Annotated in this window: 27 protein-coding genes, 1 tRNA gene and 1 other RNA gene; 20 read left to right on the top strand and 9 right to left on the bottom strand. The window is 65.3% G+C overall.

Annotation, left to right across the window (positions count from 1 at the left end; translation table 11 throughout):
- Nucleotides 1-51: 51 nt before the first annotated feature.
- The 7 genes from PJB24_RS05535 to PJB24_RS05505 all read left to right on the top strand — a co-directional run bounded on the left by PJB24_RS05535 (nt 52) and on the right by PJB24_RS05505 (nt 7,633).
- On the top strand, nt 52-408 hold the full coding sequence (locus PJB24_RS05535; protein ID WP_273843563.1) for a Na-translocating system protein MpsC family protein: 357 nt from the start codon (nt 52-54) through the stop codon (nt 406-408).
- 316 nt (nt 409-724) lie between these two features.
- Nucleotides 725-817: a potassium-transporting ATPase subunit F gene (locus PJB24_RS05530; RefSeq protein ID WP_273843560.1), complete on the top strand. Its 93-nt coding sequence runs from the start codon at nt 725-727 to the stop codon at nt 815-817.
- A 1-nt stretch (nt 818) separates the two neighbouring features.
- Nucleotides 819-2,885 carry a potassium-transporting ATPase subunit KdpB gene (kdpB, locus tag PJB24_RS05525; protein ID WP_273843557.1) on the top strand — a complete coding sequence of 689 codons (2,067 nt, stop codon included), beginning with the start codon at nt 819-821 and terminating at the stop codon, nt 2,883-2,885.
- A 200-nt stretch (nt 2,886-3,085) separates the two neighbouring features.
- On the top strand, nt 3,086-4,789 hold the full coding sequence (gene kdpA, locus PJB24_RS05520; protein WP_273843555.1) for a potassium-transporting ATPase subunit KdpA: 1,704 nt from the start codon (nt 3,086-3,088) through the stop codon (nt 4,787-4,789).
- A gap of 10 nt (nt 4,790-4,799) precedes the next feature.
- On the top strand, nt 4,800-5,423 hold the full coding sequence (gene kdpC, locus PJB24_RS05515) for a potassium-transporting ATPase subunit KdpC (protein ID WP_273843554.1): 624 nt from the start codon (nt 4,800-4,802) through the stop codon (nt 5,421-5,423).
- Nucleotides 5,420-6,538: a universal stress protein gene (locus tag PJB24_RS05510; RefSeq protein ID WP_273843551.1), complete on the top strand. Its 1,119-nt coding sequence runs from the start codon at nt 5,420-5,422 to the stop codon at nt 6,536-6,538. Before kdpC ends, PJB24_RS05510 begins: the two co-directional genes overlap by 4 nt.
- A gap of 42 nt (nt 6,539-6,580) precedes the next feature.
- Nucleotides 6,581-7,633, top strand: a complete 1,053-nt coding sequence (locus tag PJB24_RS05505; protein WP_273843548.1) for a zinc-dependent alcohol dehydrogenase family protein — start codon at nt 6,581-6,583, stop codon at nt 7,631-7,633.
- Nucleotides 7,634-7,635: 2 nt separating this feature from the next.
- On the opposite strand, the gene folB is transcribed toward PJB24_RS05505, so the two are convergent.
- Nucleotides 7,636-8,007 (bottom strand): dihydroneopterin aldolase, encoded by a 372-nt coding sequence (gene folB, locus PJB24_RS05500; protein WP_273843546.1) that lies wholly within the window; start codon nt 8,005-8,007, stop codon nt 7,636-7,638.
- 128 nt (nt 8,008-8,135) lie between these two features.
- On the opposite strand from folB, the gene PJB24_RS05495 reads away from it, so the two are divergent.
- The 4 genes from PJB24_RS05495 to PJB24_RS05480 are packed head-to-tail and all read left to right on the top strand — an operon-like array spanning nt 8,136 to nt 12,091.
- Nucleotides 8,136-8,822 carry a RibD family protein gene (locus tag PJB24_RS05495; RefSeq protein WP_273843544.1) on the top strand — a complete coding sequence of 229 codons (687 nt, stop codon included), beginning with the start codon at nt 8,136-8,138 and terminating at the stop codon, nt 8,820-8,822.
- The gene (locus tag PJB24_RS05490) at nt 8,815-9,825 is read left to right on the top strand and encodes a zinc-dependent alcohol dehydrogenase (protein ID WP_273843542.1); all 1,011 of its coding nucleotides are present in this window, start codon (nt 8,815-8,817) and stop codon (nt 9,823-9,825) included. The genes PJB24_RS05495 and PJB24_RS05490 overlap by 8 nt, the downstream gene beginning before the upstream one ends.
- Nucleotides 9,826-9,828: 3 nt before the next feature.
- Nucleotides 9,829-10,203, top strand: a complete 375-nt coding sequence (locus PJB24_RS05485; RefSeq protein ID WP_273843540.1) for a 6-pyruvoyl trahydropterin synthase family protein — start codon at nt 9,829-9,831, stop codon at nt 10,201-10,203.
- Nucleotides 10,204-10,207: 4 nt separating this feature from the next.
- Nucleotides 10,208-12,091 carry a glycosyltransferase gene (locus tag PJB24_RS05480; protein WP_273843537.1) on the top strand — a complete coding sequence of 628 codons (1,884 nt, stop codon included), beginning with the start codon at nt 10,208-10,210 and terminating at the stop codon, nt 12,089-12,091.
- On the opposite strand, the gene PJB24_RS05475 is transcribed toward PJB24_RS05480, so the two are convergent.
- Nucleotides 12,088-12,882: a sulfite exporter TauE/SafE family protein gene (locus tag PJB24_RS05475; protein WP_273843536.1), complete on the bottom strand. Its 795-nt coding sequence runs from the start codon at nt 12,880-12,882 to the stop codon at nt 12,088-12,090. The genes PJB24_RS05480 and PJB24_RS05475 overlap by 4 nt on opposite strands.
- A 192-nt stretch (nt 12,883-13,074) precedes the next feature.
- Nucleotides 13,075-14,085 (bottom strand): calcium/proton exchanger, encoded by a 1,011-nt coding sequence (gene cax / locus PJB24_RS05470; RefSeq protein WP_420541895.1) that lies wholly within the window; start codon nt 14,083-14,085, stop codon nt 13,075-13,077.
- A gap of 124 nt (nt 14,086-14,209) precedes the next feature.
- Between cax and PJB24_RS05465 the strand changes: the two genes are divergently transcribed.
- Genes PJB24_RS05465 through PJB24_RS05455 form a run of 3 tightly spaced genes read left to right on the top strand, consistent with a single transcriptional unit; the run spans nt 14,210 to nt 16,082 of the window.
- The gene (locus PJB24_RS05465) at nt 14,210-14,971 is read left to right on the top strand and encodes a histidinol-phosphatase HisJ family protein (RefSeq protein ID WP_273843534.1); all 762 of its coding nucleotides are present in this window, start codon (nt 14,210-14,212) and stop codon (nt 14,969-14,971) included.
- Entirely contained in the window at nt 14,968-15,609 is a 642-nt protein-coding gene (locus PJB24_RS05460; RefSeq protein ID WP_273843533.1) for an alanyl-tRNA editing protein, read from the top strand. The genes PJB24_RS05465 and PJB24_RS05460 overlap by 4 nt, the downstream gene beginning before the upstream one ends.
- On the top strand, nt 15,606-16,082 hold the full coding sequence (locus tag PJB24_RS05455; RefSeq protein WP_273843530.1) for a DUF192 domain-containing protein: 477 nt from the start codon (nt 15,606-15,608) through the stop codon (nt 16,080-16,082). The genes PJB24_RS05460 and PJB24_RS05455 overlap by 4 nt, the downstream gene beginning before the upstream one ends.
- 181 nt (nt 16,083-16,263) lie before the next feature.
- Here PJB24_RS05455 and PJB24_RS05450 read toward each other — a convergent pair whose 3' ends face one another.
- The gene (locus PJB24_RS05450; protein WP_273843527.1) at nt 16,264-16,689 is read right to left on the bottom strand and encodes a VOC family protein; all 426 of its coding nucleotides are present in this window, start codon (nt 16,687-16,689) and stop codon (nt 16,264-16,266) included.
- Entirely contained in the window at nt 16,686-17,159 is a 474-nt protein-coding gene (locus PJB24_RS05445) for a cupin domain-containing protein (RefSeq protein ID WP_273843524.1), read from the bottom strand. The genes PJB24_RS05450 and PJB24_RS05445 overlap by 4 nt, the downstream gene beginning before the upstream one ends.
- A 152-nt stretch (nt 17,160-17,311) precedes the next feature.
- Between PJB24_RS05445 and PJB24_RS05440 the strand changes: the two genes are divergently transcribed.
- A complete protein-coding gene (locus PJB24_RS05440) occupies nt 17,312-18,427 on the top strand; it encodes a helix-turn-helix transcriptional regulator (RefSeq protein WP_273843521.1) in 1,116 nt (371 codons plus the stop codon).
- A gap of 49 nt (nt 18,428-18,476) precedes the next feature.
- Here PJB24_RS05440 and PJB24_RS05435 read toward each other — a convergent pair whose 3' ends face one another.
- Both PJB24_RS05435 and PJB24_RS05430 read right to left on the bottom strand, forming a co-directional pair.
- On the bottom strand, nt 18,477-18,662 hold the full coding sequence (locus tag PJB24_RS05435; protein ID WP_273843519.1) for a hypothetical protein: 186 nt from the start codon (nt 18,660-18,662) through the stop codon (nt 18,477-18,479).
- Between the two features lie 411 nt (nt 18,663-19,073).
- Nucleotides 19,074-19,526 (bottom strand): cupin domain-containing protein, encoded by a 453-nt coding sequence (locus PJB24_RS05430; RefSeq protein ID WP_273843517.1) that lies wholly within the window; start codon nt 19,524-19,526, stop codon nt 19,074-19,076.
- 192 nt (nt 19,527-19,718) lie between these two features.
- Here PJB24_RS05430 and PJB24_RS05425 point away from each other — a divergent pair, with 192 nt between their 5' ends.
- Complete coding sequence (locus tag PJB24_RS05425) at nt 19,719-20,312, top strand: TetR/AcrR family transcriptional regulator (RefSeq protein WP_273843515.1); 594 nt, start codon at nt 19,719-19,721, stop codon at nt 20,310-20,312.
- 369 nt (nt 20,313-20,681) lie between these two features.
- Here PJB24_RS05425 and PJB24_RS05420 read toward each other — a convergent pair whose 3' ends face one another.
- Complete coding sequence (locus PJB24_RS05420; RefSeq protein WP_273843512.1) at nt 20,682-20,837, bottom strand: alpha/beta fold hydrolase; 156 nt, start codon at nt 20,835-20,837, stop codon at nt 20,682-20,684.
- Between the two features lie 41 nt (nt 20,838-20,878).
- On the bottom strand, nt 20,879-21,562 hold the full coding sequence (locus tag PJB24_RS05415; RefSeq protein ID WP_273843510.1) for an HAD family hydrolase: 684 nt from the start codon (nt 21,560-21,562) through the stop codon (nt 20,879-20,881).
- A 229-nt stretch (nt 21,563-21,791) separates the two neighbouring features.
- On the opposite strand from PJB24_RS05415, the gene PJB24_RS05410 reads away from it, so the two are divergent.
- The 4 genes from PJB24_RS05410 to dnaX all read left to right on the top strand — a co-directional run bounded on the left by PJB24_RS05410 (nt 21,792) and on the right by dnaX (nt 24,406).
- Nucleotides 21,792-21,992: a rhodanese-like domain-containing protein gene (locus PJB24_RS05410; RefSeq protein WP_273843507.1), complete on the top strand. Its 201-nt coding sequence runs from the start codon at nt 21,792-21,794 to the stop codon at nt 21,990-21,992.
- Nucleotides 21,993-22,154: 162 nt separating this feature from the next.
- Nucleotides 22,155-22,245, top strand: a tRNA-Ser gene (locus tag PJB24_RS05405).
- Nucleotides 22,246-22,318: 73 nt separating this feature from the next.
- An RNA gene (gene ffs, locus PJB24_RS05400) (signal recognition particle sRNA large type) lies at nt 22,319-22,584 on the top strand.
- Nucleotides 22,585-22,666: 82 nt separating this feature from the next.
- Complete coding sequence (dnaX, locus tag PJB24_RS05395; RefSeq protein ID WP_273843505.1) at nt 22,667-24,406, top strand: DNA polymerase III subunit gamma/tau; 1,740 nt, start codon at nt 22,667-22,669, stop codon at nt 24,404-24,406.
- The last annotated feature ends 1 nt before the right edge of the window (nt 24,407 follow it).

Below are 24,407 nucleotides of genomic sequence, written 5' to 3'. Positions count from 1 at the left end.
ACCGGCCCTTTGCCGTTGCCGCATCCGGGAAGCAGGAGGTGCGGCGTATCTGTGGCGCACAGGCAGAGCAGGACCGAGGCTGTCATCAGCGACGAGGTCATGGCCTTTCTGCGGAAGATCATCGGCCGTGGCCCGGACCGTATCCACACCTACATGATCGATGCCCTGGCGGTGGTGCGCTGTTGTGGCGTGTTGACCGTCTTCGAGCGGCGCCTCGTCGACACCGTCCAGGGGAGGAACACGGTGAAAGACCTGCGGGAGCAGGTCTTCCGTTCAGGGGCGGAGGAACTCTCCGGGAGGCTCGAAGGTTGTACGGGCAGGCGGGTTCTATACGTCCACTCTTCGATTTCTCCCGAGAGGGACGAGTGGGTCTACGTCATCGAATTCGAGGATGGGTTGGCCGAATGAGGAATCCGGGTGCGGAGACGGTGAAGCGAGAAGAAGGAAGCCCGGCGGGTGGGTCCGATGTCGGTGGTTCCCTGGAGGGTGTGCGGGGGGTGGTCCGGACAGAATGGAATCTCCTGCTGGTCCGTTGTGGAGTTGCCTATGGGCTGATGGATCCGGAGTGCGCTCTCTACCTTTATGGCTTACGCAGCGAAGTCTACCGTCTCAGCGACTACATAGGAGAGTACGTCGAGGTCTTTGGCCCGGTCGTACGGGAAGATTGCGAGCCGCCGGTCGTGCAGGTCATGAGGTTGCAGGTTCTTCGACAGAGGTGGATGGGATGAGCGTGGCCGGATACCTGGTGCTCGGGCTCCTCTCGCTAGCCTTGATCATCTATCTGCTTTACGTGATCGTGCGTCCGGGGAGGTTTTAGGATGGCTTCCCCCCAGAGGATTCCGAAAGAGCAGCGCCCGCGCAACCTGGCACGTTCCAGAGGGATCTTCGACCCCGAGCTTTCCAGGCAGGCGGCGGCGGAGTCGTTCAAGAAGCTCGACCCGCGGGAAATGGTGAGAAACCCCGTCATGTTCGTGGTCGAGGTGGGGACGTTGGTCGTGGGCTTTCTGAGCGGGTACGGCCTTTTCACCGGCTCGTCCCTGACCGGTTACAACCTGGCGATCTTCTTTCTGCTCCTGATCACCCTGCTGTTCGCCAACTTCGCGGAGGGCCTCGCCGAGGCCCGGGGAAGAGCGCAGGCCGAGTCGCTCAGGAAGACCCGCTCGGAGACCCCGGCGAGGAGGCTCGTGGACGGTCGGGAGGAGAGGGTGAGCAGCACCGAGCTGAAGAAAGGGGACCTCTTCGTCGTTGAGGAGGGGGAGATCATCCCGGCCGACGGCACGATCGTGGAGGGGATAGCCTCGGTGGACGAGTCGGCGATAACCGGGGAATCGGCCCCGGTGATAAGAGAGGCCGGCGGGGACCGATCCAGCGTGACCGGGGGCACCAGGGTGCTCTCGGACAGGATAGTCGTCGAGGTCACCTCCGAGCCGGGACAGAGTTTTCTGGATACCATGATCTCGCTCGTCGAGGGGGCGAGCCGCCAGAAGACGCCGAACGAGGTGGCCCTGACGATCCTGCTCGCCGCACTCACCGCGATCTTCCTGATCGTCACCGTGACGCTACTGCCCTTCTCGATCTACACCGGGAAACCGGTCGGTGTGACAACCCTCGTCGCCCTGCTGGTTTGTCTGATACCCACGACCATCGGGGCGCTGCTCTCGGCGATAGGCATCGCCGGGATGGACCGGGCCGTCAGGGCGAACGTGTTGGCCAAGAGCGGCCGGGCCGTCGAGGTTGCAGGGGACGTGGACACGCTGCTTCTGGACAAGACCGGGACCATCACGCTAGGCAACCGGAGGGCGACGCGCTTCGTGCCGCTCGGTGGGAACACCGAGGAGAACCTTAGGCGGTTCGCCTACCTCTCCTCGCTCGCCGACGAGACCCCCGAGGGGCGCTCCATAGTCGAACTGGCAGAAGAGCAGGGTGTAGAGCGGGAGAACCCTGGTGGAGCGCGGTTCGTTCCGTTCACCGCCCAGACCAGGATGAGCGGGGTGGACCTTCCGGACGGGACCGGGATACGCAAAGGGGCCGTCGACGCCGTGAAGAAGTGGGCCGAGAGAGACGGCGGAATCCCGGAGGATCTGGAGCAGGTGGCCGATGAGATCTCGGAGAAGGGTGGTACGCCGCTCGCCGTGGGCGTCGATCATAAGATCATCGGGATAATCCAGCTGGAAGACATCATAAAACCGGGGATGCGCGAACGCTTCGACCGTCTCAGGGCCGCCGGGATCCGCACGGTCATGATCACCGGGGACAACCCGAAGACGGCGGCTTTTATCGCGAGGGAGGCCGGGGTGGACGACTTCATAGCCGAGGCCACGCCGGAGGGCAAGCTGGATTTCGTCCGCGCCGAGCAGAAGAAAGGGCACCTCATCGCCATGTCGGGAGACGGTACCAACGATGCCCCGGCGCTCGCCCAGGCGGATGTCGGGCTCGCGATGAACTCCGGTACCCAGGCGGCCAAAGAGGCGGGGAACATGGTCGACCTCGACTCCGACCCGACCAAGCTCATCGAGGTCGTCGAGATCGGCAAGCAATTGCTCATAACGCGTGGGGCTCTCACCACGTTCTCGGTGGCGAACGACGTGGCGAAGTTCTTCGCGATAATCCCGGCGATCTTCGTGGTCGCCTACCCGCAGCTCTCCGCCCTCAACATCATGCGTCTGGCCACGCCGCAGGGCGCGATCCTCTCGGCGGTAATCTTCAACGCGCTAATCATCCCGCTCCTCATCCCGCTGGCGCTGCGGGGGGTGCGCTACCGCCCGCTGGGCGCAAACGCTCTGCTGCGGCGCAACCTGCTCATCTACGGTGTAGGAGGGGTGGTGGCACCTTTCGTGGGGATAAAGATCATCGATCTCGTGCTCAGCGCGCTGAGCCTCGGTTAGGAGGATGCCTTGGGAGATGTACTCTACGTTCTCATCACGCTGGTGTGCTTCGGGATCATGGGCTTCTTCACCCTGGCTCTAGAGAAGATCTGACCGGAGGGGGCGATGGTGAAAGAGGTGTGGGGGCCGTTGTTTCTGGTCTTCTTCGTAACCTTCGTACTTTCGCTGATGTACCTCTATCAAGGATGAAGGGAAGCCTGATGCTGTACGGGATTTTGCAGATCATAGTCATACTCGTCGTTTTGAGCCTGTTGGCTGTGCCGCTCGGACGATATCTGGTCTGGATCTTCGAGGGAGAGAGACACCTGCTGCCAGAGAGGATGATTTACAGGCTGCTCGGCATAAGGCCGGACGATGAGATGGGCTGGAAAAGATATTCTCTCTCCCTGCTATCCGTCTGTGCGGCGTCCATGCTCCTTGGATACCTGGTGCTGAGGTTGCAGGCTCTCCTACCACTGGATACCGGGCATCTGCCACCGCAAGATCCGGATCAGGCCTTCAATACATCCTCTTCTTTTGTCACCACCACCAACTGGCAAAGCTACGCGGGTGAGGTTAGCCTGTCCTATCTTGAACAGATGCTCTTCGTGACTTTCATGCAGGTCTTCGCCCCCGCTACCGGGCTGGCTGCTGCGGCCGCCGTGATACGGGGGCTATCTCGCAGCGGGTTGGCAGAGCTTGGCAACTTCTGGGTGGATCTCACGCGTATCATCCTGCGCCTGCAGCTCCCTCTATCTTTCCTGCTCGCGCTGGTACTGGTATGGCAGGGAGTGCCTCAGACGCTCTCGCCCTCGGTGGTTGCGCACACTCTGCAGGGGGGGATCCAGGAGATAGCCCGTGGTCCGGTGGCCAGCCTGGACGCTATAAAACATCTCGGCAACAATGGTGGGGGTTATTTCAACGCAAACTCAGCTCACCCCTATGAGGATCCCACGCCGCTGACCGGTGCGCTGCAGATACTGGCGATGCTGCTGATTACGGCCTCGGTCATCCATGCTTTCGGGAGGATGCTCTCCCGCGAGAGACAGGGGGTGGTGTTCTTCGCGGTCTTCCTGGTTTTGCTTGTGGGATCCGTTGCCCTGATCTACTCCTCCGAGCAGGCGGGAAATCCGCTTCTGAGCAAGGTCGGTGCGGACCAGACCCCCACCTCGACGCAGAGCGGGGGTAACATGGAGGGTAAGGAGGTGCGCTTTGGCATCTCCCAGAGCAGTCTGTTTACTGCGGTGACGACCGGGACCCAGACCGGCTCAGTCGACAACATGCACGACTCCCTGACCCCTCTCGGGGGACTAGGAGCGTTGATCAACATGCAGCTCAATGCCGTCTTCGGCGGAGAGGGGGTAGGGTTTGTCAGCCTGCTGACGTACGCCATCCTCGCCGTATTCATCGTCGGTCTGATGGTTGGCCGCAGCCCGGAGTTTCTGGGCAAGAAGATCGATGCCCGGGAGATTACCCTCGTTGTTGTGTCACTCTTGATCTACCCGGCGAGCATCCTGGGTTTCACCGCGCTGGCGATGGTATGGCCGGGGTCTCTGAACGGCCTGGGCAACCCCGGCGCCCACGGCTTCAGCGAGGTGCTCTACGCTTTCACCTCGGGTACGGAGAACAACGGCTCAGCCTTTGCGGGGCTCTCCGCCGACACACCTTTCTACAACACGACGATAGGGCTCGCGATGCTTGCTGGTCGCTACCTGCCTCTGGTGCCACTTCTGGCCGTGGCGGGATCTCTGGCGGGGAAGGGCACGCTGCCTGAAACCAAGGGAACCTTCTCAACCGCGACACCACTTTTCGGTGCCACTCTGATCGGGGTGATACTGATCATCGGTGGCCTGACGTTCTTCCCTTCCTGGGCCCTGGGCCCGCTGGCGGAGGAGTTCCAGATGCTCGCCGGCAAAACCTTCTAGGAGGAGAGGTATGGAACCGCGCACACGTACATCGATGACCTCGCTCTTGCGGCCGGCAATCGTCTCGGCGGTCCTCTTCATGCTGGTTTGCGGACTGGTGTATCCGCTCGTTACCACCGGTGTTGCGCAGGTGCTCTTCCCGGATCAGGCCAACGGCAGCCTTCTGGAGAAGGACGGCGAGGTCGTTGGCTCGAAGCTCATCGGCCAGCAGTTTACTTCGCCGCGCTACTTCCATCCCCGTCCGAGCGCCACCCAGTCCCGCCCGTACAACGCCTCCTACAGCGGAGGCAGCAACCTCGGCCCCACGAACAAGAAGCTCATCTCCCGGGTGAGGGAGCGGGTCGAGGCCTACAGGAAGGAGAACGGGCTCTCACCCGGTGCCCCGGTGCCGGTGGACGCGGTGACCGCCTCGGGCTCCGGGCTCGACCCGGATATCTCGGTGGCCAACGCCGAGCTGCAGGCCGCACGCGTTGCGAAGGCCCGCGGGCTTCCGCTGCAGCGGGTCAGGGAGCTTATAAAGCGGTACACGACCGGGCGCCAGTTCGGCTTCCTGGGAGAGCCGCGGGTTAACGTGCTGAAGCTCAACCTGGCGCTCGACAGGCTCTCAGGGCAGGGGGGACGGACGGGAAGTTGAGCTTGAGACGCTCACCGGAGGAGTACCTCGCCCGGCTCGAGAAGGAGGATGAGGCGAGGCTGACGATCTACGTTGGCTTCGCCGCCGGGGTAGGAAAGACTTACAAGATGCTCGCCGACGCCCACGACCTGAAGCGTGCCGGGGTGGATGTGGTGTGCGGTTACATAGAGACCCACGGCAGGAGAGAGACCGAGGAGATGATCGGCGATCTCGAGGTTATCCCGAGGAAGAAGATCGAATACAGGGGTATCCTGCTCGAGGAGATGGATACAGAGGCCGTAATGTTCCGCCACCCTCAGGTGGCGCTCGTGGACGAGCTGGCGCACACCAACGTCCCCGGTTCCAAGAACGCCAAGCGCTACCAGGATGTGGAGGAGATCCTCGCCGCCGGGATAGACGTCTTCTCTACCATGAACATCCAGCACCTCGAGAGCGTAAACGAGTTCGTCGAGCGGGCCACCGGCGTAAAGGTGCGCGAGACCGTCCCCGACCGCATAGTGCGGCGTGCAGAGCTCATAAACGTCGATGTGACCGTGGATACCCTCCGGGAGAGGCTGCTGGAGGGCAGGGTGTACCCGCCGGAGCGGGTCCGGCAGGCGCTGGAGAACTTCTTCACCGAGGAGAACCTCTCCCTCCTGCGGGAGCTCTCGCTGCACGAGACCGCCCGGGACCTCGAGGCCCGCTACACCGCCCGCCGGGAGAACGGCCCCCGCTCGGGAGAGCCAGAGCGGGTGATGGTCGCGCTGAGCTCCAAGCCTGACGCCAGAAGCCTGCTGCGGCGAGGCAGCCGGGTGGCGGGGAGGATGAACACCGACTGGTACGCTGTTTACGTCGAGACCCCGCGTACGGCGCCGGAGAGGCTCTCCGCGACCGCCCAGCGTCAGATCTCGGAGAACCTGCAGTTCGCCCGCGAGCTCGGCGCAGAAGTCGTGGTCCTCAAGGGGAAGGACGTGGTGGCCGAGCTGGTCCGCTTCGCCCGCGAGCACAACGTCACCTACGTCATCATGGGGCATCCGCGTCGTAGCAGGTGGGAGAAATTCTGGCGCGGGGATGTCATAGATCGCTTCATCTACGAGATCGGAGAAGGGGTGGACGTGCAGATCGTCTCCTCCTGAGCTTAAAATGGTCCTGCAGGGTCAAGGGAAAGGAGACGCGACATGAAGGCCGCCGTGATGGAGAAGCAGCGGGAGCCGCTCGTCGTCCGGGAGGTCGAGGAGCCTTCCTGCGCCCCGGACGGTGCGATAGTCCGGGTGGAGGCGAACGGGGTCTGCCGCAGCGACTGGCACGCCTGGCAGGGGGACTGGGACTGGTTCGGGGTGAATCCGCCGCTGCCGCACGTGCTGGGTCACGAGTTCGCCGGGGTCGTGGAAGAGGTCGGGCCGGAGGTGCGCCACCACTCGGCGGGTGAGCGGGTCGTGGTCCCGTTCAACGTCGCGGACGGCACCTGCCCGGAGTGCGTCGCCGGCCACCACAACGTCTGCGACAACATCGGTCTGATCGGCTTCACCCAGTGGGGCTCCTTCGGCCGCTACGTGCACGTGCCCCACGCCGACGTGAACCTGGTCAACCTCCCGGAGTCGGTCGGATTCGTCGAGGCGGCTTCGATCGGCTGCCGCTTCATGACCGCCTTCCACGGGCTCGCGGATCAGGCGCAGGTGCGCCCCGGCGAGTGGGTCGCGGTGCACGGCTGCGGCGGGGTGGGGCTCTCGGCGACGATGATCGCGACCGCCCTCGGCGCCGGGGTGATAGCCGTGGACATAGACGACCGCAAGCTGGAGTTCGCGTGTGAGATCGGGGCGGTGGAGACCGTCAACGCGAGGGAGACCGACGCGACCCGGGCGGTGCAGGAGATCACCGGCGGCGGCGCCCACGTCTCGGTCGACGCCCTCGGTATAGCCCAGACCTGCCAGGCCTCGGTTGGGAGCGTGCGCAAGCGGGGCAGGCACCTTCAGATAGGGCTCACCACCAGCGCCGAACGCGGCGTCATCGGGCTACCGGTCGACCTGATCGTGCAGAAGGAGATCCGGCTCATCGGCTCGCTCGGGATGGGGCCGGTGAGCTATCCGTACATGCTCTCGATGATAGAGCAGGGCAAACTCTCCCCGAAGAAGCTCGTCTCGCGCACCATCCCGATAGAGGAGGCCGGAGACGTGCTCGCCTCGATGGGGGACTTCGGCACCTTAGGGGTCGTGGTCGTGGACCGCTGGTAGCTTCAGGCCCGCTCCCTCACGACCTCGACGGCCGAGCCCCCAAGAACGGTGTTCTCGAGCCGGACGTGGGGCTTTGCGACCTTCACCCGCACCTCTTCGACCCTCGGGTGATGTTCCAGGATCGCAGCGGCGATCCTCTCGGCCACCGTCTCGGTGAGGTTCACCGGCTCTCCCTCGACGATCTCACGCGAGAGCCGGTGGACCTCGCCGTAATCCACGGTTTTATTCAGGTCGTCGGTGAGGCCTGCCTCCCTGAGGTCGCATCTCATCTCGACGTCGACGACGAAGGGCTGGCCCAGCTCGCGCTCTGCGGAGAGCGTGCCGTGGTAGCCGTGAAAGACCATGCCTTCGAGCAGTATCCTGTCCTCTCCCAAGTCCTTCTCCCTCTCTTTGTGATCTTCTCCGGGGCAGTATAACGGAGTGTGATCCCGGACCCTTCCGCGCCGTGGGGCCGTGTTAACCTTCTCCTGGATTGCGGAGAGACGAGGCTGGAGGAGTGGAGATGTCCCCCGCAGGGAACGCAGCGAGACCTTCCGTCACCGTGAGCTACGCCCAGACGCTCGACGGCCGGCTTGCGACCTCGGGCGGCTCCTCGCAGTGGATCAGCTGCCCTGAGTCGCTCCGCCACGCGCACGCGCTGCGCGCCGGCCACGACGCGGTGATGGTCGGGGTGGGTACGGCCCGCGCGGACGACCCGCGCCTCACCGTCCGACACGCGCCGGGCAGAGACCCGCTCAGGGTGGTCGTGGACAGCACCCTGCGCACTCCTCCTGAGGCGGCGGTCCTCGCCGGCGGTGCGGCGAGGGGTACCGTGCTCGCCACAACCGCTCGGGCCCCGGAGGAGCGGCGCGAGAGGCTCGAGAAGCTAGGAGCGCGTATCCTGATCCTGCCAGAGGACGGCGAGGGGCGGGTTGATCTTGCGGTGATGTTCGAGAACCTCGGCGAGATGGGCGTGAAATCCGTGATGGTCGAGGGTGGAGCGAGGCTCATCACCTCCCTGTTGCGCGAGCGGCTGGTGGACAGGGTCTGCGTCTGCATCGCGCCGAAGATACTCGGGTGCGGGATAGAGGCCGTTGGCGACCTCGGAATCTCCAGCCTCGACGCCTCGCTCGTGCTCCCGGAGATCTCGGTGGAGCGCTGCGGGGCGGATATCCTGCTGGAGAGCCCGATAGAGTACCCGAATGCCTGAGGCACTTCCCGCCCGGGCCGTCTGGTTCGAGGGGCCGCGCCGGGCCGCGCTGCGCGAGCACGAGGTCCTGCCCCCCGGCCCGGGAGAGGTGCGTGTGGAGTCCCTCTATTCCGGGATAAGCTCAGGGACCGAGATGCTCGTCTACCGGGGAGAGGTCTCCCCCAGGCTCGACCTCGACCTCCCCACGCTGGAGGGGAGCTTCGCCCTGCCGGTCAAATACGGGTACGCCGTCGTGGGGCGCGTCCTCGACGTCGGCGAGGGGACCGGAGGGCTGCGGCGGGACGACATCGTCTTCGTCCACCACCCGCACCAGAGCGTTTTCTGCGTCCCGGTCGGGCTGCCCGTGCGGTTGCCGGAGGGCCTCGATCCGCTGCTCGGGATCTTTGCGGCGAACCTCGAGACTGCGCTCAACGTCATCCACGACACCCCGTTGCTCCTCGGGGAGACCGCGGTGGTCTTCGGGCAGGGGGTGGTGGGGATGATGATCGCGCAGCTGCTCCGCCTCGCCGGGGCCGGTCGCGTCGTCACGGTCGAGCCGCGTGAAAAACGACGAGCTCTCTCGCTCTCCATCGGGGCCGACGCCGCGCTCGCGCCGGGGGAGGACATCCTGAAATCCTGCGGGCGGCGCCCGGATGTGGCGGTGGAGGTGAGCGGTGTGGGCGAGGCGCTGCAGCAGGCTATAGATTCGGTGGCCGACGAGGGGACGGTCGTCGCCGTATCCTGGTATGGAACGAAGCCCGTGATCCTGCAGCTCGGCGGCCGCTTCCACCGGGGGCGGGTGCGTATCCGCTCCTCTCAGGTGGGCAGGATCGGGCCGGAGGCGTCCCCGCGCTGGGACCGCCGCCGCAGGATGGAGGTTGTCCTGGATCTGCTCGGCCGTCTGCATCTACAGGAGTTCGTCACCCACCGCTTCCACCTCGAGGATGCACCGGCGGCCTACCGCCTGCTCGACGGCGGGGCGGAGGACGTCGTGCAGGCGGTCTTCGTCTACGAGGGAGGGTGAGAGATGTACGAGATCTTTGTCGCAGCAGGCTTCGAGGCCGCGCACAGCCTCCCGGAGGGCTTCGGGCCCGCCTCGCGTACCCACGGTCACACCTACCGGCTCGAGGTCATCCTCCGCGGAGAAAGCCTCCGGGAGGATGGCACCCTCTACGACCTGGGGGAGCTCAAACCCGCGGTCGAGGAACTCGCCGCCTCGTTGCACTACCGCAACCTGAACGAGGTCGAGGGCCTCTCGGCCGGTCCCACGACCGCCGAGGCCATCGCCGACTACTGCTGGGAACGTCTGGCATCTTCGCTGCGCGACCGGGGGCTCGATTCCCTCACCGTGAGGGTCTGGGAGAACCCCTCGGCCTACGCCGCCCGCGAGGACGCCCTGTAGGCCGGTGCGGGTCGCCTTCGTCACCGTCGGGGATACCTCGCGCAGGACCGGGGGGTACCTGTATGACGCGCGCGTCGTGGCCGGGCTGCGGGGGGCGGGGTTGGAGGTCGAGGAGGTTATCGCCTGCGGGGCTGCCCCCGGGGAGCAGGAGGCGTCGTCGCAGCGCTTCGGGCTCACCTTCGACCCGCGTCCCTTCGACGTCGTGGTGGTCGACGCGCTCGCCAGGGTCGTCTGCGCCCCGCACCTCGACCGCTGGCGCAGAGAACGTCCCCTCGTCGCGATGGTGCACGAGTTGCCCGCGGTCGCGGACCCCGGGAGGGCGCTCTACGAGCGCCGCTTCGAAGGCCCGCTTCTCCGCGCCAACCTTTTGGTGTGCGTCAGCCGGCACGGAAAGGCGATCCTCGAGAAACGAGGGGTCGAACCGGGGCGCATCCGCGTGGTCCCGCCGGGTTTCGACAGGCTCTCCGCCCGGCGGGGGGGTGCGGGCCGGACCGGGCCCCTGCGTGTTTTGTGCGTGGCCCAGTGGATAGAGCGCAAGGGAATCCTCGACCTCGTGGAGGCCTGGTCGGGGCTCGAGACAGAAGAAGCGTCCCTCATCCTCGCCGGAGAACAGGACGCCGACCCGTCCTACGCCTCGGTCGTGCGGGATGCGCTGCGTGAAACCCCCAGTGTAGAGGCGGTCGGCGCGGTCGCGGACGGGGAGCTCGCCCGGCTCTACGCGGCATCGGACATCTTCGTCCTGCCCTCGCGCTACGAGGGTTACGGGCTGGTCTACGCGGAGGCGCTGTCTTTCGGGCTGCCGGTCGTCGCCTGCGACACCGGCCCGGTTCCCGAGCTCGTCGGGGAGGCCGGGATCCTCGTCCCGCCGGGAGACCGGAGAGGGCTGCGCGGCGCGCTCGGGCGTCTCCTCTCGGACGCCGGGCTCAGGGAGGCGCTGTCGAGGGCCGCGCTGCAGCGGGCCCGGGAACTTCCGCGCTGGGAGGAGACGGTGGAAGGGTTCTTAGAGGTGCTTCAGGAGGCCGTGGGGATGCGTCTCGGAGAGGACTTCCTGGAGGAGAACCGCCGTTCGTGGAATGCCGCCGCCGAGGCGCACGAGAGCCACCGCGGGGCCCTGGCAGGCTTCCTGCGGGAGGGCGGGAGCGCGCTCTTCCCGGAGGAACGTTCGCTCCTCGGGGACGTCGCGGGGAAGAGGGTTTTGCACCTGCAGTCGGGAGCCGGACCGGACTCCGTGAGCCTGGCACTCCTCGGGGCCGAGGTTACCGGGGTGGACATGAGCGACGAGGCCGTGGCCGCTGCCCGCAGCCTCGCCGAGAGGGTCGGGGTGGAGGTCCACTTCGAGCGGGCCGAGATCTGCGGTTGGATGGAGCGGGCCGCGGAAGGCGGCAGGAGATTCGATGCAGCATTCGCCTCCTACGGGGTGGTCTGCTGGATCCCGGACCTCGGTCGCTGGGCGCGCGCCATCTCGGGCATCCTCGCCCCCAGCGGGTGCTTCGTGCTCGTCGAGTTCCACCCGGCGGCGGACATGTTCGCCGCCGACTGGTCGCACTCCCGGTCTTATCCCGCGGGCGGGGTGCCCGAGGAGCTCGAGGAAGGGGTCGGAGACTACGTGGGCCAGTCGGGAGGGGGACTCACCCCGGCGGGATTCGAGCCCGGGATGGAGGGCTTCTCGAACCCGCACCGGGCGGTGCTGTTCCGCTGGGGGCTCGGGGAGGTGATCACGGCCCTGGCCGGGGCCGGTTTGTTCGTCCGGGAGCTCAGGGAATACCCCTACTCGAACGGAGAGCGACACTTCGAGAGGATGCGCGAGCTTCCGGGACGGCGCATGATCCCCCCGGATGACGTACCGGAGGTGCCGCTCATGTACGGGCTCCGGGCGGAGAAGGCCTAGCCCGAGAGGATCATCCTGACGCCGACGAAGATGAGCATCGCCGCGAGCAGGAGCCGCAGTGGACGGCCCGGGATCACCTTGGCCAGGCGGCTGCCGACGAGGACGCCCGGGATGCCACCGAGCAGCAGTATGCCGGTGATCTCGAAGCTGACGTTGCCGCTTATCGCATGCGCGAGCCCGACGGTGAACGACAGTATCGTCGCGTGCGCCACGTCGGTGCCGACGACCTCGACCGAGCTGAGGGGGTAGACGAGCAGCAGGATTATCGCGATCATGGTCCCCGACCCGATCGAGGTCAGGCCGACGAGATACCCGCCGAGCGCACCCAGCGCCGTGGTGAGAGCCTTCCTGCGCAGGCTCATCGGGCTCTGCCCGTCCCATCCGCCGACCCTGCCCTTCCTGCCGGGCTTCTCCGGGATGAAGTGCCGGGCGATGAGCGAGAGGCCGGCCAGGATCACTACCGCCGCGATCGCAGTGCCGAGTATGCTGTCCACGCTCCGGGCGCTGTAGATCTTCTCCAGCCGGTCCACCGTGTACACCCCGAGCAGCCCCGCCGGGACGCTCCCGAGCGCGAGGTACGCCACCACCTGCAGGTTTACCGAACGCTGCCTGCGGTGCTGCGCCGAGCCGAAGAGCTTCGTGATCGTCGCGTACGCCAGGTCCGTGCCGACCGCCGTCGGCGCCGGTATGCCCACCGAAAGCAGAAACGGGCTCATCAGAGAACCGCCGCCCACCCCCGTGAGCCCGACCAGAAACCCTACCAGAAGACCGAAGAGCGCCAGCTCAACCAAATCAACAACCCCGCTTTTCTCCGGCCCCCCGATCCCGGCTCCGGAAGGCTGATTTGTCTATTGCTTTGGTAAACATATCGCAGAACGATACCGCCTGCTCGGGCACCTGTCAAGTGGGGCATCCGGCGGATTCCGGCGTTGTTTCTTGGGTTGTGCAGGTATTTTGTGGGTGATGGGCCGGGTGGCCGGTTTTCAGCCGGAGAAGAAGAAAGCGAGGGCGACCACGGCGTAGACGCCGCAGAGCATGGCGCCTTCGAGCCAGTTGGAGCGACCGTCGAGGGAGATGATGGCGGCGACTATCGCGGCTGCGGCGAGGGACCCTAGTTCGAGGGCGCTGAAGGTCAGGTGCAGTGGGTGGCCGAGCAGGGGCCCCAGGAAGACCAGCACGGGGGTGACGAGCAGCGCCACCTGCAGGGAGGAGCCGACCGAGGTGAACATCGAGAACTCTATCTTGTTCTCGTAGGCCAGCTTCACGCCGACGACGTGTTCGGCCACGTTGCCGATGATCGGGACCAGGATCACGCCGATGAAGAGCTCTGAGATGCCGATCTCCTTGACCAGGGGTTCTATTGCGCCGACGAAGATCTCCGAGATCCAGGAGACCGCCCCCGTTGAGAGAGCGAGGAGCCCGGCGGAGGCTCTGGGGCCGAAGGCCGGGGGTTCTTCGGTTCCGGAGGGGGCCTCCGGTTCTGTGAAGTAGAAGACGAGGCTCAGGATGTAGAGGACGACGAGCACCACCGCGACGCCGATGCTCAGGTATTCGGTCGCCAGGTTACCCTCCCGGGGTCCGGTGTTCGCGAAGATGGTGGGGATGGAGAGACCTATGGCGACGATGACGAGCATCGCGCTGTTCGCCCCGGCCACGGTCTGGGAGAACTTCTGGGGGCCGTTCTTGAGTCCTCCGAAGAGCACGCTCATGCCCAGGACGAGTAGCACGTTCCCTATGACCGAGCCGATGATCGAGGCCTTCACCACGGTGGTGAGCCCGGCCGAGAGGGCGAAGATCGTGATGATCAGCTCCGCTGCGTTGCCGAAGGTGGCGTTCAGGATGCCGCCGATGCGCGGGCCGGCGTGCGCGCCCAGGCTGTCGGTCGCCTGTCCCAGCACCCAGGCGAGCCCGATGAGCGCGAGCGCGCTCAGGATGAAGACGAGGATGGTCGGGGCATCTGTGAACTCTGTCGCGACCGCTGCGGCGGAGAGCAGGCCGGTAGCGATGTAGGCCAGGGTGCGCAGGGCGGGCGCTCCTTTCTTTCGGGTGATCCTCGCCCCAGCATCTTATAAGATATGGGCCGCTGTCGTCTGTAAACGAGAGGAGAAAAGCCCCGCGGTGATCGACTACCATCTGCACGTCGTTGCCCACGGAGACCGCCCGATGACCACCGAAAACATCCTCCGCTACTGCGAGGTCGCAAGGGAGCGGGGGCTCGTCCAGATGGGCATAACCGAGCACGACCGGTATCTGGATGACGTAGACCTCGCGGCCTTCCAGAGGGCGCGCGAGGAGGTGGACGGGCTCGAGCTGAGGCTCGGCATAGAGGTAGATTTCGTGCCCGGGACGGAGGAGGAGATGGACCGGGTCGCGCGCGCCCTCCCCTACGACTACGTCATCGGCAGCGTACACAAGGTCGACGGCAAGGACGTGGACCACCCCGACCACCGCGAGGTCTACGACGAGTACGAGCCATACGAGCTCTACGAGCGCTACTTCGAGAACGTCCGCAAGGCCGCCCTCTCCGGACGCTTCGACGTCATAGGCCACCCGGACCTGGTGAAGATCTTCGGGTGCCGCCCGGAGCGCGACATCACGCCGATGCTCGAGGAGACCGCCGACGCGATAGCCGAAGCCGGGGTCGCGGTCGACGTGAACGCTGCGGGGCTGCGCAAGCCGATCGGCGAGATATACCCCTCGAGGCGTTTTCTGGAGATGTTCTTCCGGCGGGGCGTCCCGATAGTCCTCTCTTCCGACGCGCATTCTCCGGAGGAGGTCGCCGCGGGATACGACAGGAGCCTCGCGCTCGTGCGCGAGGTCGGATACAGGGAGGTGATCACGTTCAAGGATCGCGAACGGGGTTCGCTCGCCCTTCCGTGACCGGGGAGCTCTTCCTGCGGGATGCTTACCTGAAGGAGTTCGAGGCCCGGGTGGTGGCCCTGCGGGGCAGGGAGGTCGTGCTGGACCGCACCGCATTCTACCCCGGTGGTGAGGGGCAGCCCCCGGACAGAGGCATGCTCGGTATCGGGCCCGTGCGGGCCTCCGTGGTCGACGTGCGGCGCGAGGGCAATGAGATCGTGCACGTCCTCGATATGGCCATCCCCCGGACCGTCCGCGAGTTGCGCGGCGAGCTCGACTGGGAGCGCCGTTACTCGCACATGCGCTACCGGACCGCGCTGTACGTTCTCTCGGCCGTGCTCTCGCGGGAATTCGAAGCCCGGATCGAGGGCGGGAGGATACGCGCGGGATGGGCCCGCCTCGATTTCTCGCCTCGCGGTCGGTGGACGGTGGAGATGGTGGAGGAGAGGGCCAACGAGGTGCTCGCTGAGGACCGCCCGGTCAGGGTTCGCTGGCTCCGGCGGGGTGGCGTGACACGCATGGTCGAGGTAGAGGGGTTCGGCGCGCGGGCCGATGGTGGGACCCACGTCGCGAGCACCCGCGAGGTCGGGAGGGTTGAGATCACGTCGTGCAGGAACAGGGGAGCCCGACGCGGGCGGCTGGAGTTCGTCCTGCGATGAGAGCGCCCGCGGCCGCTCTGCTCGCCTTATTCATCCTCGTCACGGGATGTACGGGTGGTGTCTCCGGATCATCCTCGACCTCCCATGCCCGGGCGCAGCACCTCGCGACCAAAACGCTCACCATATACGCCTCCGACGGCAGGAAGGTCAGAGTAAAGGCCGAGATCGCCGACACCGGGCCGGAGCGGGAGAAGGGGCTGATGTATCGCACCTCCATGCCCGAGAACCACGGGATGCTCTTCGTCTTCGACCATCCGGCCGTGCTCCGCTTCTGGATGAAGAACACCCTGATCCCGCTCTCGGTGGCCTTCATCGACTCGAAGGGCAGGATCGTGGACATCCAGAGCATGGAGCCCCGGACGGAGACGGTCCACTCCTCCAAGAAACCGGCCCGGTACGCGCTGGAGATGAACCAGGGCTTCTTCCGAAAGCACCACATCGAGGTGGGCGACAGGGTCGAGCTGCCTGAATAGCTCGACCCTGCCTCGTTCTCACCGGTCTGATCCCTCGGCCTTGATGACCCGGAGGCGGTCCGAGTATCGCGACCCCCTACCTCTTCTTTCGGGACTTTACGAAGCGAAGCCTGGACCCACCCATCGGCGGTGCATACCCGAGAAAACCAGGGTTTTGGGGGTTCCGTACACTACAGGGTTGTCAGGCTTCGGTCCTTCTCGTATCCGGCCCGCCTTCCGAGCGCGCCGCGAAAGGAGATCCGCCGGCGAACTCCGTGATGCTGAGCAGGTTGCCTTCGCTGTCCTTGAACCAGGCGGCCTTGACGCCTCCGAGGTCTACGATCTCGCCGGTCACGGTCGCGCCCGGCGGCTCGTACTCCTCGAAGACCACACCGTTCGAGCGCAGCCTCGCGACCGTCGCCTCGATGTTCTCGACCACGAAGCCGAGCTGGTCATGAGTGCCGGACGCGGCCCCGCTGCTCGGGTTGACGATGAAGTATGATCCTCCGACTTCGTAGTGAAGGTGGTTGTTGTGCTCGCCGGACGGCGTCAGGCCCAGCCTGTCCGCGTAGAAGGCGCGCGCTCGCTCGACGTCGCGCGCCGGGAGCTTTGCGTAGATCTGCCTCATGGCCGCACGAACTCCATCCCGCACTCGCGGGCGACCGCGGCCAGCTCCTCGAAGTCGGGCGGCCCGCTCGGCTGCGGCGGGTTGAGCGGGTCGTCGATCGGCTCGCCGAGGGTTGTGAAGAAGCGGACATGCTGGCTTCCGGGCGAGGTCAGCATCAGCGCCCGCAGCCAGCCGGGTCCCGGATTGTGCAGGGCATGCAGGACGCCGGGGCGGATGCTGAGGAAGTCGCCGGGGCCGAGCCGGTAGCGCTCGCCGTCGGCCTCGATCTCGAGCGTCCCCTCCAGTACGTAGAAGGCTTCGTTGTTGCGCTCGGTATGCGGGGGCACGCCGTTTGTCGCCGGCATCCGGCACTCGAACAAAAGCAACGCGTCGCCGTTTTCCTCCGGCTCGTCCTTGAAGACGAGCGAGGTGCCGAGGTGGGCGAAGGCACGACCACCGTTGGCGGGCAGGTACTTGACGTTCGCGGACAACTCGATCTCCTCTCTGCGGATCCGTCTGCCTCCTGCAGGGAAGCATAGCCCCGCTTTTGGTAGAGGCATATCCCATAAATCTGCTATTCCCCGTAGCGGGCAGGGAGGTGATAATGCTGCTGTGGAGCGAGCGACCAGGAGAACCGGGCCTCATGAGTACCAGGGCAACCCTCGAAGAGCAGGTCTTCACCGAGGTAAAGCGTCTCTGCTGCGCCGGGCTGGATGGGATGACGTTGCTGCGCACGACGGCCGAGGCTTTGCGGCGGGCCATCCCGATCGATGCCTACTGCATGTACAAAATCGATCCTCCGAGCAGGCTGATCACGCAGGGTGCACAGAAGGGGATAGGGGGTAAAAAGGAGGCGCGGCTCTTCTTCGAGAACATCTACTTCGAAGATTACGCAAGCGGGTACAACCGGCTGGCGAGGAGCAGAGACCCGGTGTCTCTGCTCTCTGAGGTCACCGGGGGCAGACTCGAACGCTCTATACGATACCAGGAGGTGACTGGTCCACTGGGACTGGGCTACCAGGTTAGCCTTGACAGCACCGTGGGCCGCGAGATTTGGGGCGGTATGGACCTTTTTCGGGAACGTGACCGCCCGGACTTCGACCCTCGCGAGGTCGTACTCCTCCGCCGGATCTCTCCACACCTGGGGGCCGGTCTGAAAGCCGCGATGCTCCGGTTGCGTGCCGCCGCCGAACCAGACGGAGACGGTGTGCCGGGCGTCCTGACCCTCAACCGCGAGGGGCAGGTAGTGCAGCATACCCCGGCGGCGGAGCGCTGGCTGCGGGAAGTCGAGGATCTCGGCCCCGACTGGCGAGAAGGCGATGGGCTTCCAGCGGCGGTCTGGATGATTGTGGGCGCGCTGAAGCGCTCGCTAGGACCCGAAAACGCTCGGGAGAAGGCTGGTGTTCCGCGCCTCCGCATCCGGGCGCGCTCGGGACACTGGCTGACGCTCTACGGTTCCCTCTCCGAACCGGTCCCCGGCCAGCCCGCGCAGACGGTGATCGTCATCGCACCGTCCAGACCCGAAGAGGTGGCCTGGATCGACGCAGCCGCCTACGGCCTCAGCCCCCGCGAAGAGGAGGTGGCCAAGCTCGTCGTGCGCGGCCTCTCCACCCGCCAGATATCCCGGATGCTTTTCATCTCCGAGTACACCGTGCAGAACCACGTCTCCAACGCCTGCGAGAAGGTGGGGGTACGGAGCCGCGGAGAGCTCGTCAGGCGCCTCTTCCTGGACAACCTCTGCCCGTCGCTGTCTGGATAGTAGAACAGGTTCGGCTCTTTCCTTCCCCATCACTCACCGGCGGCAATTCTCAGTGCTTCTCAGGGATGGCTTCGGGCATACGGACGCCTTCCGGGATCTCATCAGGTAGCAGGCCCGAAGCCGCCTCCATCCACCCGCTGAAGTTGAACAGCGAGATCAGGGCCGTCGCTTCGTAGATGCCGTCCTCGTCCCCTCCTGCTCCCCGCAGGGCTTCGATGTCGGCGTCTTCTACCATGTCCGGCTTCTGGGTGAGCTTCTTAGCGTGGCCCAGCAGAGCCCGGGTTTCTCATCCAGGTCGTAGGTGGGCCAGGTGGTAGCGAATTCCATGCCCAGGTGTTCGTCTTTCGTCAGACGGCGCACGGCCGCCGTGTGCAGGCCCAGTCAGGGAGCGCCGCCGACGAGGCCGTTGACCACCGTGGCGAGAGTATCTCGCGCTGCAGGCGGGTCATGGGCGAGGATTTGCGCATGTGGAGGTGGTTGTAGAGCCAGCCGGCGGGAAGGAGCAACCGGAGGTCCGGCATCAAGACCTCAAAGCCCCCAGGATCACCCCGCCGTACTGGCGCTTGACCATCCATGCGATGAGCCCGCGCAGCCCCCAGGCCTCTTCGGCGGGAACGATCATTATGCGGGCCATGTTCGCTTCCTTCTAGGCTCCGGTGTTCCCAGAGGCGACCTGGTCCTCTTCGAGGACGGGCGGCGTCCCGACGACCCGTTGGCCGAAGGGCATCATCGGCCTGTCGAACGTGCTCACCACCACGTTGCTGGAGAAGAACCCGACGACCCGGACCGTCTCGTCTCCCGCATTACCCAAGCCGTGCGGCACCATGGCCGGCACGAGCGCCATCTCGCCCGCAGAGAGCCGACCCCGCTCATCTCCTAAAGAGACCTCTGCCGTTCCCTCCAGAACCAGGATTATCTCCTCCGCGCTGTCGGTGTGGGTCCCGAGCCTGCATCCGGGCTTGATCTCGAAGTAGACGACCGCTGTGCTCTTGGTCCCATTCCCCAGGAAGAAGGGGAAGGTGACCTTGATCCGCATCGTCGGATCGTCCTCGTACCAGACCTCCATCAACTCCAACTCGCTAATCTTTTCGGCGATCATCCGCCACTCCTTTCCCTCTGGCCCACCAATATGGATCTCTAGCTCCGCAAGCTCCGCTTCGTTTTTTCTCTACCCAAACAGCTCCAATTCATTAAACGATACTGTTTACTTATTTTGATAGTACAATAACCTGACTGGAAGCGTCTGTCAAGGCAAAATACGAGCCTGTTTACTGAATCGTTGGACTCGGAGATGACGCGTAAATACGAGCTAAAGCGGCGGGCGGAGAAGCAGGAGGAGACTCGGCGGCGGATCACCAAGGCGACCGTCGAGTTACACGAGACGCTCGGACCGGCTCAGACGACCATCAGCGCGATCGCGGAGAAGGCGGGGGTGGAGCGGCTCACGGTCTACCGGCACTTCCCGGACGAGCGAGCGCTTTTCACTGCCTGCACGGAGCATTGGATCGCCGACAACCCACTGCCCGATCCCTCACCGTGGACCCGAGTTGCGGATCCTGGAGAGCGGTTGAGGAGCGCACTGGCCGAGGTATACGCCTATCACAGCCGCACCGAACGGATGATAGCCAGGGTGATCCGTGACCGGCAGGTACATCCTCTAACGCGCGAGTTCAGCGAACCGTACTTCCAGCACTGGGAGAGGATGCGCGACGTTCTCTCCGTCGGATGGGGTGCGCAGGGCAAGCGGAGACAACTGCTACTCGCCGCCATAGCTCACGCGCTTGACTTCCAGACCTGGTACTCGCTCGTGCGCCAGCAGGGGCTCGATGACGAACAGGCGGTGGAGGTCATGGCGGGCATGGTGCGATGCCTGATGAATGATTGACTCTGTAGCGGTCTTTCTCGCGCCGAGACGTAGAGTATCTATAGAACCATAAAACATAACAACTACCTATCTGATCGTCTGGATCTTATGGCCTCCTGGTGTCCCCGGTTAGCCTCCGCTCGATCAGCGCTTTCATCGACCGCCGGCCGTACAGCCCTTTCACCGCCTGCCGCAGTCGGTCTGGCCGCAACCGGGAAGCGGGTAGCCTACTCCCGGCGCCCGCGACCTCGACGTGCCGGGCGACCTCGAGCTGGTCTCGTCCGAACGGTACGACGCAGACGGTCACCCCCCGCGCCAGAGCCTTCTGTGTGATGCCTATGCTCCCGCGGCAGAAGACGCAGACGGCGCGATCCAGCGCTGGACCGTGCGTCAGAATTTCACGAGCATCAGCCGCCCGGCCGGCTCCGGCCTCTCTAGCGCGAGCCTCTGCGCGACGAAACCTCCGAGCTGGGTCTTCAGGACGTGTGTCTTTCTGATGTGCAGATGTTCGAGCAACCCCGCCAGCTCCTTTGCCCCGCCGCTCATGGCCCGCTCACCGCGGGCGTCGAAGGTGATGTAGCTGCGGATCAGTCTCCAGTCGGGATGTCCCCGACGAGCACCCCGAGTTCGTCGAGCACCCAGCGCAGATCCTCAGGGTCTCGGCAGACCCGGAACGCCCCGGCCCGGATGAGCTCGTCCTCGCCGTAACCGCCGCTCAGGAGCCCGATGCCGAGCATCCCGGCCCTCCTCGCCGCTAGCAGGTCCCACACGGCGTCTCCGACCACGTAGCACTCTGCGCTCTCGACCCCGAGCCGCTTCTGGCAGGCGAGGAAGAGGTCCGGCTCCGGCTTTGCTCTTCTGACGTCCCCGCTGTGCACGACCACCGTCTCCGGCCCAACCTCGAGGGCCTCGAGGCTCGCGTCGATCTCAGGATGGCGCCCGGAGGTGGCAATGCCGTGCACCACCCCGTTCTCCCTCAGGTGCCTCAGCAGCTCGACAGCACCGGGTAGCGGCCTCCTCTCGGGCAAAAACTCCTCGAAGAGCTCCCCGTGACGCCGCTGCAGCGCCTCCACCTCCTCGGGGCTCATCCTGCGCCCTATCTCCCGCGCCACCGCCCGCGTGAAGAGCCCGCCGCTCATCCCTATCCGGCGGTGTATGCGCCACCCGTCGATCGCGATCCCCACCTCCGCAAACGCCCGCTGCCAGGCGAAGACGTGAGCATACACCGTGTCGACCAGCGTGCCGTCGAGGTCGAAGATCAGTGCTCGCAAATACGCTCCCTCCTTCTACACAACAACCTCTCACTATTCCTCCAGCCCCCTCCCGGAAACACCCTCTCAAACTATATTCTAAAAACACTTAGATGTACTATACATTCAGAACGGATGGAGATTCAAGGGCGGGGGATTGCAGGCTGCGAGTTTGACGTGGATTTACGCGGTCCCGGTAGTCGGGTATAAGAAAAAAGGTTGAGAGTCGACTCTTGCAGGGTGGTGAGAGATGAAGACGATAGACAGGGAGCGGTTGAAAGAGAAGATGGATCGGGGAGAGGAGATGGTGCTCCTCGAGGTTCTGGGCGAGCAGGCGTACAGGCAGGGGCATCTGCCTGGGGCCATAAGGTTTCAGGATGCGAAGGAAGCCCGGGACGTGATCCCCGACAAAGAGACCCTCGTCGTGGCCTACTGCTCGAACTACAACTGACACGCCTCGACGAGGATCGCCCGGGAGCTGGCGGCCATGGGCTACACCAACGTCTACGACTACGAGGGGGGCAAGCAGGACTGGGTCGAAGCCGGCTACCCGCTCGAGCGCGGCGGCTGAGAGTCAACGGCCAGAGCAGGTTCTGGTAAACTCATCCCTGACGGAGAGGTGTCCGAGTTGGCCTAAGGAGCGCGACTGGAAATCGCGTAGGCGGTGTAGAGCCGCCTCGAGGGTTCGAATCCCTCCCTCTCCGCTTCTTTCCTGGCTGCCTTTCTGAGTCGAGAAATTTTGGTGATGGGCGGAGTTCGTCTGCTAAACTTAAATGGCCGCGCTAAGCGGGGAGCTGGCGATGCCCTGTACCTGCGATCGCCTTAGCAGGGCCTAGATCCCCGCCCGAGGCGGCCCGGGTTCGGTGGAGGCCGGTGACTGCGGCGTCGATGGCCGGGTCCCGGGCAATGAGGCCCCGTGAACCGTGTCAGGGCCGGGAGGCAGCAGCACTAAGCGGGTAACCTCATGTGCTACGGGGCGGCCCGACCGGAGCCAGCGGCCGGATGCTCGCCGGGTCTGAGTCCGTCGACGGCGGGGTGCGCGGCATTTTATTTTGCCCTCTTGCGGGGGCACACCTCCTTATATACTAGGAGCATGGAGGAATCCTTCTTCGAGGCTTCTTGCCGGTGAGCCGGGCCGCACTATATCGCAGGTGGCGCCCGCGTCGTTTCAGCGAGATCGCCGGGCAGGAGCCGGTGGTCCGCACGCTGGTACGCGCGATAGAGACCGACAGGGTCGCGCACGCCTATCTCTTCTCCGGCCCGCGCGGGACGGGGAAGACCTCGACGGCCAAGGTGCTCGCCATGGGGCTCAACTGCGTCCACGGGCCGACGCCCGAGCCGTGCGGCGGGTGCGAGAGCTGCCGGGGGATCATCGAGGGTTCCTCGCTCGACGTGGTCGAGATGGACGCGGCCTCCAACCGGGGGATAGACGAGATCCGGGACCTCCGGGACCGGGTTAACCTCTCACCCGCGCAGGGGCGGATGAAGGTCTACATCATAGACGAGGTCCACATGCTCACTGCGGAGGCATTCAACGCTCTCCTGAAGATGCTCGAGGAACCTCCCTCCCACGTAGTCTTCGTCCTGGCGACCACCGAGAAGCACAGGGTCCTGCCGACGATAGTGAGCCGCTGTCAGAGCTTCGAGTTCCGCAGGCCAGGCGTGAGGATGCTCGCGCGTAAGCTCGAGGAGATCGCGGCCGCCGAAGGCATAGAGGCCGAACCGGAGGCGCTCATGCTCCTCGCGCGCCGGGCCGGGGGATCTTTCAGGGACGCCGAGGGCCTGCTCGACCAGCTCTCCTCCTTTGCCGAGGGCCCCATCACCACGGCGATGGTGCGCGAGCTCCTCGGGAGCGTCGGTTCGGAGGTGTTGCGGGAGATCTGCAGCTCCCTGTGTGGCGGGAGGGCGGCGGACGCCCTGCGGGCGCTCGACCGTCTCGCGAACGAGGGCAAGGATCTCGGGCAGCTCGCCGAGGAGCTCACTGTACACCTCAGGACGCTCCTGCTGCTGCAGAATGCTCCGGAGGTCGCCCTCTCCGAGATAGGCGATCAGGAGCGCGAGCCGCTCGAGGAGCAGGCCGACGAGATCCCCGGCGCGGAACTCCTGCGGATGATAGAGGAGATCGGCCAGACGCGCGGCCGCATCCGACGCGGTTCCGACGCCCGGCTCGAGCTGGAGCTCGCCTTCGTCCGGCTCTCGCGCGGCTACGCCGAGCCCGACCTCGACGATCTCATGGCCCGAATCGAACGCCTGGAGAAGGCGATCTCGAAGGGGGCGGTGGCATCGTCCCGGGGTGCTTCGCCGGAGGGGGCCAAGGAGAGGATGGAGGAAAATCCCCCGGAGGTTTCACCTCCCGAAGAGGACGAGGTTGAAGAGGAGCCCGTGCAGGAGGATGCCTCGGACGATCTCGGGGATACCTCGGACGATCTCGGGGCTAAGATCGCCTCCGCGTGGCCCGGGATGGTGCAGGAGCTCAAGGCGAAGCGCAAGGCTCTCGCCGCGGCGGTCTACGAGAACGCTCGCGTCGAGCGTTTCGACGGGGAGGTTCTCGAGCTCTCCTTCCCGGAGCGCTTCTTCGTCGGCGAGGCTACGAAGAAGAAAAACCTCGAACCTCTGCTGGAGGCGATAGAAGGCCGCTTCGGGAGGCGGCCGCGTCTCGAGGCCCGGGTCGGGGGGAAAAGAGGGGACGATGAGGTCCCACCTCCTGCCGGGGGGGCTCCGGAGGAGCCCGAAAGCCCCGCTCCCCGCTCCGTCGGTGAGGCTTCGGAAGGGGCAGGGGGGGATGGTAGAATCCGCAGCGAGCAGGAAGTCTTCGAGCTGGCGCGGGAGTATTTCGGACGGCAGGATCACGACGGAGGGAGCTAGG

This window comes from Rubrobacter calidifluminis (assembly GCF_028617075.1).
Lineage (GTDB): Bacteria > Actinomycetota > Rubrobacteria > Rubrobacterales > Rubrobacteraceae > Rubrobacter_E > Rubrobacter_E calidifluminis.
Note: the sequence above shows the minus strand (reverse complement) of the source record. Positions and strands in the feature narration are given on the sequence as shown.